Source organism: Phycicoccus flavus (assembly GCF_004025965.2).
Classification (GTDB): Bacteria; Actinomycetota; Actinomycetes; order Actinomycetales; family Dermatophilaceae; genus Phycicoccus; species Phycicoccus flavus.
In genome coordinates, this window is record NZ_SAYU02000036.1 from 33,312 (window position 1) to 42,067 (window position 8,756).

Here is an 8,756-nt window from a genome sequence, read left to right on the forward strand (position 1 = left end):
TAGGATCTGGCCCGTGGTCCCGCTCCTGATCCTCGCGCTCGCCGCGGTGGCGCTCGTCGTCACCGTGCTCGCGGTCGCGTCCGGGCGGGTCGCCGTCGACGACCTCGCGGCGCCGGTGCACAGCACCCCCGACCACGGCCTGCCCCTCGAGCCGGGCTCCGGTGACGTCGACGCCGTGCGCTTCGACACCGCCGCCCGCGGCTACCGGATGGCCGAGGTCGACGACCGGCTCGACACCCTGCGCGCGACCCTCGCCGAGCGCGAGCGCGAGGTCGCCGAGCTCCGCGCCCGGGAGGACTGATGGCCTTCACGATCCGCCGCTCGACCCCGCTGGACCGGCAGGCCGCGTGGGACGTCATGACCGATCTGCGCGGGCACACCGCGCACGTCCCGCTCACCGACGTCTCGGTGCCCGACGACGGCCTGGCGCTCGGGGCCGAGGTGTCGGCCGTCACCCGCCTGGGCCCGGTGGCGGGCGCGGACCGGATGCTCGTCGTCGCCCTCGAGCCCGGCCGGCGCCTGCGGCTCGTCAAGACCGGGTGGTTCCTGCGCGGCTGGGCGGACATCGTCGTGTCCGAGGCCGGCGACGACGGCGCCACCGTCGAGTGGACCGAGGAGCTGTGGCTGCCCGGGCTGCGTCGGCTCACCCGGCCGGTCGGCGACCGCCTCGGGAAGGTGCTCTTCGGGCGGGTCGTCGACGGGCTGCTGGCCCGGGAGGCGCCGTGACCTGGAGCGTCCTCGCGGGGGCCGGTGTCCTCCTCGTCCTGCTCGCGGGTGCCTGGTGGCTGGGGCGGGAGGGGTGGCGCGGGTCCGCCGAGGACGCCGCGGCCGGTCCGGCGACCGACGACGCCGAGGACGGGACGGCACCCGACGGCGTCCTGCCGCTGGCCTTCCGCGGCTACCGGATGGACCAGGTCGACGACGTGCTCGACCGGCTCGAGGCGCGCATCGCCGACCGGGACGCCGAGCTGGCCGCGCTGCGCGGGGGCCCGCGGTCCGAGGGCGAGGCGACGACGGCGGAGGCGACCTCGCGCGGGTCGGATTCCGGCGCACCGGGGTCGGGTGGCACGGCCACCCTCGTCGCGGCGCCCACCACCGCTCCGACCGAGCGGGACGAGCGACCGTCCCGGCCGGACGGGACGCCCGGCTGGCCGGCGCGCCGCCCCCTGGCGGTCCTCGACGACCTCGTGCACGGCACGCCCCCGCCGCTGGGGCGCCTCGACCTCGTGGCCCCCGTCCTCTACCTGCTCCTCGCGGCCTACGTGACGATGCACCTGCTCGGGGCGGTCCGCACCGGGTACCTGTCGCAGGGGGTCCAGGACCAGCAGGCGTTCGAGTGGTACTTCGGGGCGACGGCGCACAACCTGGCCACGTTCTCGAACCCCCTGTCCAGCGACCTGCAGAACTTCCCCGCCGGGGTCAACCTCATGGCCAACGCCGCGGTGCTCGGCCTCGGGCTGCCGCTGGCGCCGTTGACGCTGCTGGCCGGGCCGCAGGCGACGTTCGTCCTCGTCGAGCTGCTCGGCCTGGCCCTCACCGCCACCGGCTGGTACTGGCTCGTCCGCCGGTGGTTCCCCGTGCACCCGGCCGCGGCCGCCCTCGCCGGGGCGCTCGCCGGGTTCGGTCCGGGGATGGTGTCCCACGCCAACGGGCACCCGAACTTCGTCGTCCAGGCCCTCGTGCCCGTCCTCGTCGACCGGCTGCTCGTCCTGGCCCGCGGCAGCCGCCGGCCGGTGCGCGACGGCGTCGTCCTCGGGCTGGTCGCCGCCTGGCAGGTGCTCATCGGCGAGGAGGTGCTGCTGCTCACCGCCGTCGGGGTCGCCGTGTTCGGGCTCGTCCTGCTCGCACACGGACGCCGGCCGGACCCGTCAGCGCTGCGCGGGCTCGGCACCGGCGTCGGCGTGGCCCTCGCGGTGACGGCCCTGCCGCTGTGGTGGCAGTTCTTCGGCCCGCAGAGCTACGCGACGATCTGGCACCCGCCGGCCGGCAACGACCTCGCGCAGCTGTGGGGGCGGGCCACCCGCACGGTCGGCGCCGACCCGTGGGCGTCGGCCGCCCTGTCGATGAACCGCACCGAGGAGAACTCCTTCTTCGGCGTCGCGCTGTGGGTCGCGGCGGCGCTCACCGTGCTGCTGCTGTGGCGCAGCGTCGTCGTCCGGGCGCTCGCCGTCGTCGTCGTCGTCACGTGCTGGCTCTCGCTCGGCGAGGAGCTGACGCTGCACGGCCGGTCGCTCGGTGTCCCCGGCCCGTGGGCGCTCCTGGAGCACGTACCGGTCGTCCAGAACGTCCTGCCGACCCGCTTCGCGCTCGTCGCGCTGCCGGTGCTCGGGGTGCTGCTCGCGCTCGGGGCCGACGCGGTCCGGCGGCTCGTCGACGGGTACGTCGGCGAGACCGGCCCGGGGCTCGCCGTCGGCGTCGTCGCCGCGTTGCTGGCGCTCGTCCCGGTGCTTCCCACCCCGCTCGTCGTCGACCCGCGCGACCCGATGCCGGCGTTCTTCTCTAGCGGGACGTGGCGGGACTACGTCGACGACGGCGGCTCGGTCCTCGCCGTGCCGCCGCCCAACGTCGCCGACACCCGCGCGCTGGAGTGGCAGGCGGAGGCGCGCTGGGACTTCCCCGTCGTCGCGGGCTACTTCGTCGGCCCCGACGGCTCTCCTGAGCGGGTGGGCCAGTACGGCGCCTCGCCGACCGGCCTCACCCAGTGGCTGGCGCAGATCGCCCAGGACGACGTGGCGCTGCCGGCCGGCGAGCTGGAGGCGCAGGGCTTCGAGGCCGACCTGCGCGCCGGCCGCGTCGACGCCCTCGTGCTGCCGCAGGGCCGGCCGTCGGCGGACGCGCTGCGCGAGTCGGTCACCGGGGTCTTCGGCGCGCCCGACGAGGTCGGCGGGGTGTACGTCTGGGACGTGCGGAGGATCACCGATGGCGCGGGCTGAGGTCGCGCCGCCGACGACGGAGGCGCCGGCGCCGGAGCGCCGGCCCGGGGTCGCCCGCCGGCTGCTCAGCTCCGCCGGCCGTCACGAGCTCGCCGGGCACGCCCTCGCGCACCCGGTGCTCACCGTCCTGTCCGTCTACGCGGTCACCCGGGTCGTCGCGTTCGTCGCCCTGTGGGTCGCCGCCGTGTGGTTCCAGAACCCCGCGGGCGTCGGTCACGCGAACCCCGGGGTCGGCGACATGGTGCCGCTGTGGGACACCGTCTGGTACCGCCGGATCGTCGAGGACGGCTACCCGGTGCCGCTGCCGGTGGACGCCGACACCGGCTTCGTGACCTACAGCGCCTGGGCGTTCTACCCCCTCTACCCCTACCTCGTGAAGGTCGTGATGCTCACCGGCCTGCCCTTCGACTGGGCGGGCGTCGGGCTGAACATCGTCCTCGGCGGCGTGGCGGCCGTGCTCATCCACGCGCTGCTGCGCACCGGCTACCACGCGGCCCGGCAGCCGCAGCGCGAGCGGCTCGCCCTCGTCGCCGCGTGCCTGTGGTGCTTCTACCCGACCACCGGCGTCATGCTCAAGCCGTACACCGAGGCACTGGCCGTCACTCTCGTCGCGCTGTCGCTGCTGTTCCTCGTGCGCCGGCAGTACCTGTGGGTCGCCGCCGTCGCCGTGCCGCTCGGCTTCACCCGCGGCGTCGCGCCCGCCCTAGGCATCGCCGTGCTCATCCACCTGCTGCTGCGATGGCGCGAGGACCGCGCCGTCGGCCGCCGTCCGCTGGAGGGGGAGTGGACGCGGGTCGTCGTCATGCTCGGCACCCTCGGGGTCAGCGCGGTCGCCTGGCCGGCGGTGGCCGCCATCGCCACCGGGGTGCCGACGGCGTTCTTCGACGTCCAGTCCGCGTGGGGCCAGAAGCCGGCGCAGGGCCCGTTCGTGCTGTGGTTCGAGTGGGCCTGGGAGGCCAAGGGCCTGTTCGGCGTGCTCGTGCTGCTCGGGCTGGCCGCCACGTACGTCGCGCTGGTCCTCGGCCGGCACGGGCGCTGGCTCAGCGTCGAGATGCGGGCCTGGGCGCTGGCCTACCCGTTCTTCCTCCTCGCCGTCGTGCGGCCCATCACCTCGATGTGGCGCTTCCTCCTCCTGGACATTCCGCTCGCGGCCCTCGTCGCGTCGGTGGCCATGCGCACGGCCAACGGCCAGCGGGTCGTCGCGCACTGGCGGCGGCGGGTCGGTGTCGTCGTCGTGCTGCTCGTCGGGGGCATCCTGTGGTGGACCACGAGCCTCCTCACCTACACCCCGTGGGGGTCCTTCCCCCCGTGACAGCGGGATCGTGGATTTCGTCACGTCGCGAGACTGCGGGATACTGGTGGATGGTCCGGCCGACGGGAGCCGGGCCGTCCGCGCGGCGCGACACCCGCAGCCGTGGTGAGGAAGGGATATGAGCCAATGGCGGCAATGAAGCCCAGGACGGGCGACGGCGACCTCGAGGTCGTCAAGGAGGGTCGCGGCATCGTGCTGCGCATGCCCCTCGAGGGTGGCGGCCGGCTCGTCGTCGAGATGACCCCCGACGAGGTCCGGGCGCTGGGTGCGGCCATCGACAACTGCGAAGGTCTCTGACCGCTCCCGAGGCCCTGCGGAAGGCCCCCACCGGATCCGGTGGGGGCCTTCGCGTGCCGGTCGGTACCCTCGGACGGGTGCCGCGCGACGTCCTCCTCGACCCTCCCGTCTCGACCTGGGACACCGCCCCCGACGTGGCCGCGGCGACCAGCGGCGGACCGGCCGACGTCGGGCTGGTGGTGCCTCTCGTGGTCGGTGGCGACGGCGCTGCCACCGCGGCCCTGGGGGCGGTCGGGCTCGACCCGGCCGAGGTGCTCGCGACGTACGAGCCGGAGCGGACGGTCGGCGCCGTCACCGCCGTGCCCCTGCCGGGCGGAGGGCACCCGGTCCGCCGCGTGCACCTCGTCGGGGTGGGCGCCGGTTCCGCGGCGGACTGGCGGCGCGCCGGGGCCGAGGCGGGGCGGGCCACCCGCCGGCGACCGGCCGTGGTGCACGCCCTGGGCGGCGCCGCCGACGCGGTCGCCCTCGCCGCCTGGACCGAGGGCGCCGTGCTCGGCGGGTGGGGCGCCCCGGCGTGGACGGCGGACGGGGCGGTGGCCCGGACCGGCCCGGCGGAGGCGACGACCGTCGTCACGGACGTGCGCGACGCCGTGGAGGTCGTCCGCCGGTCCGTCGTCGTCGCCCGTGCCCAGCTGCTCGCCCGGTCACTGGCGATGACCCCCTCGAACGTCAAGGACCCCGCGTGGATGGCCGATCGCGCCCGGCTGCTCGGCGACCGGCATGGCCTCGACGTCACCGTCTGGGACGAGACGGCGCTCGCCGACGAGGGGTTCGGCGGGCTGCTGGCCGTCGGCGGCGGGTCGGCGAGCCCGCCGCGGCTCGTGCGGGTGGACCACGCCCCGGCCGGTGCGGTGCCGACGACGCCCCGGGTCGTGCTCGTCGGCAAGGGGATCACGTTCGACACCGGCGGGCTGCAGGTCAAGCCGGTGGCCGGGATGGTCGGCATGAAGACCGACATGGCGGGGTCGGCGACCGTCCTCGCCGTCGTCGCGGCGTGCGCCGAGCTCGAGGTGCCGGTGCGGGTCACCGGGCTGCTGGCGCTCGCCGAGAACGCCGTCGGCGGGGGCTCGTACCGTCCGGGCGACGTCGTCACGCACTACGGCGGCCGTACCGTCGAGATCACGAACACCGACGCCGAGGGCCGCATCGTCCTCGCCGACGCGCTGGCGTACGCCGACGCCGAGCTGGACCCCGACGTCCTCATCGACGTCGCCACCCTCACCGGCGCCGCCCGCGTGGCGCTCGGCCGCGAGGCCGCGCCGGTCTTCGGCACCGACGACGACCTGGCCGCCGAGCTCGTCGCGGCGGGGGAGAGCAGCGGTGAGACGCTGTGGCGGATGCCGCTGCCGGACACCTACCGTGCAGTTCTCGACTCCGACGTCGCCGACCTGCGTCACTTCGCCCCGGGGGTCGGCGGCGGTGCCGTCCTGGCGGCGCTCTTCCTCCGCGAGTTCGTCGGGCCGCGCCGCTGGGCGCACCTCGACGTCGCGGGCACCGGTCGGTCGGACGTCGACGCCGGGACCGCCGCCAAGGGTGCCACCGGGTTCGGGGTACGACTGCTGCTGCGGTGGCTGGAGGAGACACGATGAACGCCGGCTACGGCCTGACCGTGCGGTGGTCGCTCGAGGGCGCCGCCGACGACACCCCCGACCGCCTGCGCGAGTACGTCGTCGGCACCTCGATCGCGCGCTTCATGTTCCTCGACGGGCTGGCGTTCAAGACCTGGCGGATGCGCGAGGGCGAGTGGTTCGAGGGCACGTACGTCTTCGACAGCGAGGAGGAGCGGCGCTCGTTTCGCGCCGACTTCGAGCCCGGCGCCGACACCTCGCCGGGTAGCAAGATCATCGGGTCCTCCCCGACGCTCATCGAGGACTGGGAGGTCGTCGCCATCGCCGAGGGCCCCGCCGGCTTCCGCCGCGGCGCCGGCCCCTCCGTCAGCTAAGCCCCCCCAACCGTCGGCCCATCGTCGGCCGAGGTCCACGTCTTCTCCTGGCGACCGACTTGCCGCTTCGGCGCCGGGCCCTGGGTCAGCCAGCCCTCCTTGCCCGTTGACCCATAGGCGGCCGACGTCCTCCCACCTTCCAACGCTGTTCCTGCGCCGCGCCGCGGACCCTCCGGCAGCTGGGCCACCTTGGACCGCGCCTTCCCGGGTGGCGTCGATCGTTTTCCGGTGACGGCCTCCGCGGTCACGCAGGCACTCCGTCAATCGAACCACCCTCGCCCGCGCGTTTCCGGGTGGCGTCCGCCCCGTTCCTCGGGACGGCTCGCGCCGCGAACCACGCCCTCCGTCAACTAGCCCGCCTCTTACCTGCTGACGTATGACCTCTGCTGGTGCCCGGCCGTCCTCGCGCTGCTCCCGTCGTGGTCGAACCGCCCTTGCCCGTCATCGTGAGCGGACACTCTCGACGGCTTCGTCCGACGCCCCTCGAGACGCAGTGCCGCTGAGGCTCGTGTGACTCCTGATCGCCACTGCTGCTTCGTGGTGCGACGTGGTGAAAGCCCGTCGAGAAAGTCGCGCACCTGTGGACAACTCGAGTGGCGGGATCGGGGGGTTTGGCTAGCGTGATTGCCCGAGGTCACCGAGGGGCTGGCCGGAGAGGGACTCATGACGCGCGCGGGGTCGAGCACGGCGGTGGTGCTGGCAGGGCTCTTGGCCCTCTCGGTGTCGGCATGCGACTCGAGCGGTGCCGACGACCCGTCACCATCCCCGTCGGCGTCCAGCCCGGCCGCGAGCCCGACCACCAGCGAGACGACGTCGCCGGACCCGTCCCCCTCGGCGAGTCCTTCCCCTTCCGGCTCCGACATCCCCGCCGCCGCCCGCAAACAGACAGACGCCGGCGCCGAAGCATTTGTCCGCTACTACATTGCACAGTCGGGTCGCGCGTGGACCAAGCCCGATCCGTCACTTCTCGACGGCCTCAGTACGCGACAGTGCTCGTCCTGTTCCCGCCTGTCGGACGTTGCTGCGGACCTTGCGAGCAAGAAGCAGCGCTACGACGCGAGTCCCATCCGGATCTCAAAGATGAAGACGATCCGATCCAGTAGCAGCGAGGTCGCGTTTGAAGCCTCGTTGGTTGAAAACGCTGTGCGCGTCGTTGACCGCAAGGGAAGCACTGTTGATTCGTATCCGGAGCGCAGAATCGTGCGAGCGATCTCAACCGTGTGGAGGGACGAGCGGTGGCTCCTCAACGGCATTGGCGAATAGTCGCTCTAGCAACGCTCCTTGCCTTGTGTATGTCCCTTCTCACGTATGTCGATCGCGCTTACGCCGCGGGAGGCGGTCCTTGGGGTGAAGGGCAATCCGATGGGGTGCGCATCAACATCTTCCAGTCGGACATCGAGCGCATGAGAGATGCGGCCATCCGCCGCGAGGCTTCGAATAGCAAGACGGTTGTGGACTACTCCACCGTCTCAGTCTGCGGAGCTACCGGGCCAGGCGACGTAGCCCAGGACGTTCTCTGCAACGCCTCGTACGCGAGTTGCTCCGAGACCAACGACGCCATAGGCGCTGGCCCAGCAATGAACGTCTACCGACGGTTCACGGATAGGGCGGGGACGCCGGTCGACGGACCCCGAGGCGACTGGGAGTTGGTCGGGACCACATGCCTGCCATCGTTGCTCCCGGGCGTTGGGCGACAACCTACTTTGGCAATGATTCGGGAGGCGTTCCGCGACACGGACTTCTCAGTTCCGACGGTCAACATCCAGCCAGAAGGCGACGTGACGCTCGTCAACCTGCCGACGTTCTTCGAGGTCGTCCTCCCCGAGGAGGGCTATGGCCCCGACGAGGTCGACCAAATCCAGCTGCTCGGGTACGACATCGAGGTCCGCCCTCGGCTGAAGAGCGTGACTTATCACCTCGGCGAGGAGACGGTCGGACCGACCAAGGACCTTGGCGGTCCCTACCCGTCGGGGAGCATCGTCCACACCTACGCGCGAGCGGGGGAGGTGCCGGTGCAGGTCGACATCGTCTACACCGGCGAGTTCCGCGTCGGTGGCAGCGGGTGGATCGACATCCCCGGCGAGGTCGACCTCGACGGAGACCCCGTCACGTTGACCGTGCGCGAGGCGAAGTCCCGCCTGTACTGACAGCGTCCCGTGGAGTGGTGGGGTTTGGGGTGACGGCGCGGCTCTCTGACTGAAGGGGGCCACCGGCGAGATTCTCGATGTGTACCGCCAAGTACTCGTCGAGAAGGAGCCTCACCGATGGCCCT

Annotated in this window: 9 protein-coding genes; all 9 read left to right on the forward strand. The window is 73.2% G+C overall.

What is annotated here, in order from left to right:
* Positions 1-13: 13 nt before the first annotated feature.
* Complete coding sequence (locus EPD83_RS11845; protein ID WP_235950546.1) at positions 14-301, forward strand: DivIVA domain-containing protein; 288 nt, start codon at positions 14-16, stop codon at positions 299-301.
* Positions 301-726 (forward strand): SRPBCC family protein, encoded by a 426-nt coding sequence (locus EPD83_RS11850; protein WP_128366758.1) that lies wholly within the window; start codon positions 301-303, stop codon positions 724-726. Before EPD83_RS11845 ends, EPD83_RS11850 begins: the two co-directional genes overlap by 1 nt.
* Positions 723-2,933 (forward strand): DivIVA domain-containing protein, encoded by a 2,211-nt coding sequence (locus EPD83_RS11855; protein ID WP_128366408.1) that lies wholly within the window; start codon positions 723-725, stop codon positions 2,931-2,933. Before EPD83_RS11850 ends, EPD83_RS11855 begins: the two co-directional genes overlap by 4 nt.
* Positions 2,920-4,245, forward strand: coding sequence for a hypothetical protein (locus EPD83_RS11860; RefSeq protein WP_235950547.1), 1,326 nt, complete (start codon positions 2,920-2,922; stop codon positions 4,243-4,245). The genes EPD83_RS11855 and EPD83_RS11860 overlap by 14 nt, the downstream gene beginning before the upstream one ends.
* A gap of 126 nt (positions 4,246-4,371) precedes the next feature.
* Positions 4,372-4,542 (forward strand): DUF3117 domain-containing protein, encoded by a 171-nt coding sequence (locus tag EPD83_RS11865; protein ID WP_128366409.1) that lies wholly within the window; start codon positions 4,372-4,374, stop codon positions 4,540-4,542.
* Positions 4,543-4,619: 77 nt separating this feature from the next.
* Entirely contained in the window at positions 4,620-6,131 is a 1,512-nt protein-coding gene (locus EPD83_RS11870; protein WP_128366410.1) for a leucyl aminopeptidase family protein, read from the forward strand.
* Positions 6,128-6,484 (forward strand): hypothetical protein, encoded by a 357-nt coding sequence (locus tag EPD83_RS11875; protein WP_128366411.1) that lies wholly within the window; start codon positions 6,128-6,130, stop codon positions 6,482-6,484. The genes EPD83_RS11870 and EPD83_RS11875 overlap by 4 nt, the downstream gene beginning before the upstream one ends.
* Positions 6,485-7,108: 624 nt before the next feature.
* Positions 7,109-7,747, forward strand: coding sequence for a DUF6318 family protein (locus EPD83_RS11880; protein ID WP_128366412.1), 639 nt, complete (start codon positions 7,109-7,111; stop codon positions 7,745-7,747).
* 104 nt (positions 7,748-7,851) lie between these two features.
* Entirely contained in the window at positions 7,852-8,631 is a 780-nt protein-coding gene (locus EPD83_RS11885) for a hypothetical protein (protein ID WP_128366413.1), read from the forward strand.
* The last annotated feature ends 125 nt before the right edge of the window (positions 8,632-8,756 follow it).

Excerpts from the sequence above, each read along its gene's own strand:
- EPD83_RS11850 (WP_128366758.1), top strand. The coding sequence starts at position 301 with ATGGCCTTCACGATCCGCCGCTCGACCCCGCTGGACCGGCAGGCCGCG.
- EPD83_RS11860 (WP_235950547.1), top strand. The coding sequence starts at position 2,920 with ATGGCGCGGGCTGAGGTCGCGCCGCCGACGACGGAGGCGCCGGCGCCG.
- EPD83_RS11865 (WP_128366409.1), top strand. The coding sequence starts at position 4,372 with ATGGCGGCAATGAAGCCCAGGACGGGCGACGGCGACCTCGAGGTCGTC.
- EPD83_RS11875 (WP_128366411.1), top strand. The coding sequence starts at position 6,128 with ATGAACGCCGGCTACGGCCTGACCGTGCGGTGGTCGCTCGAGGGCGCC.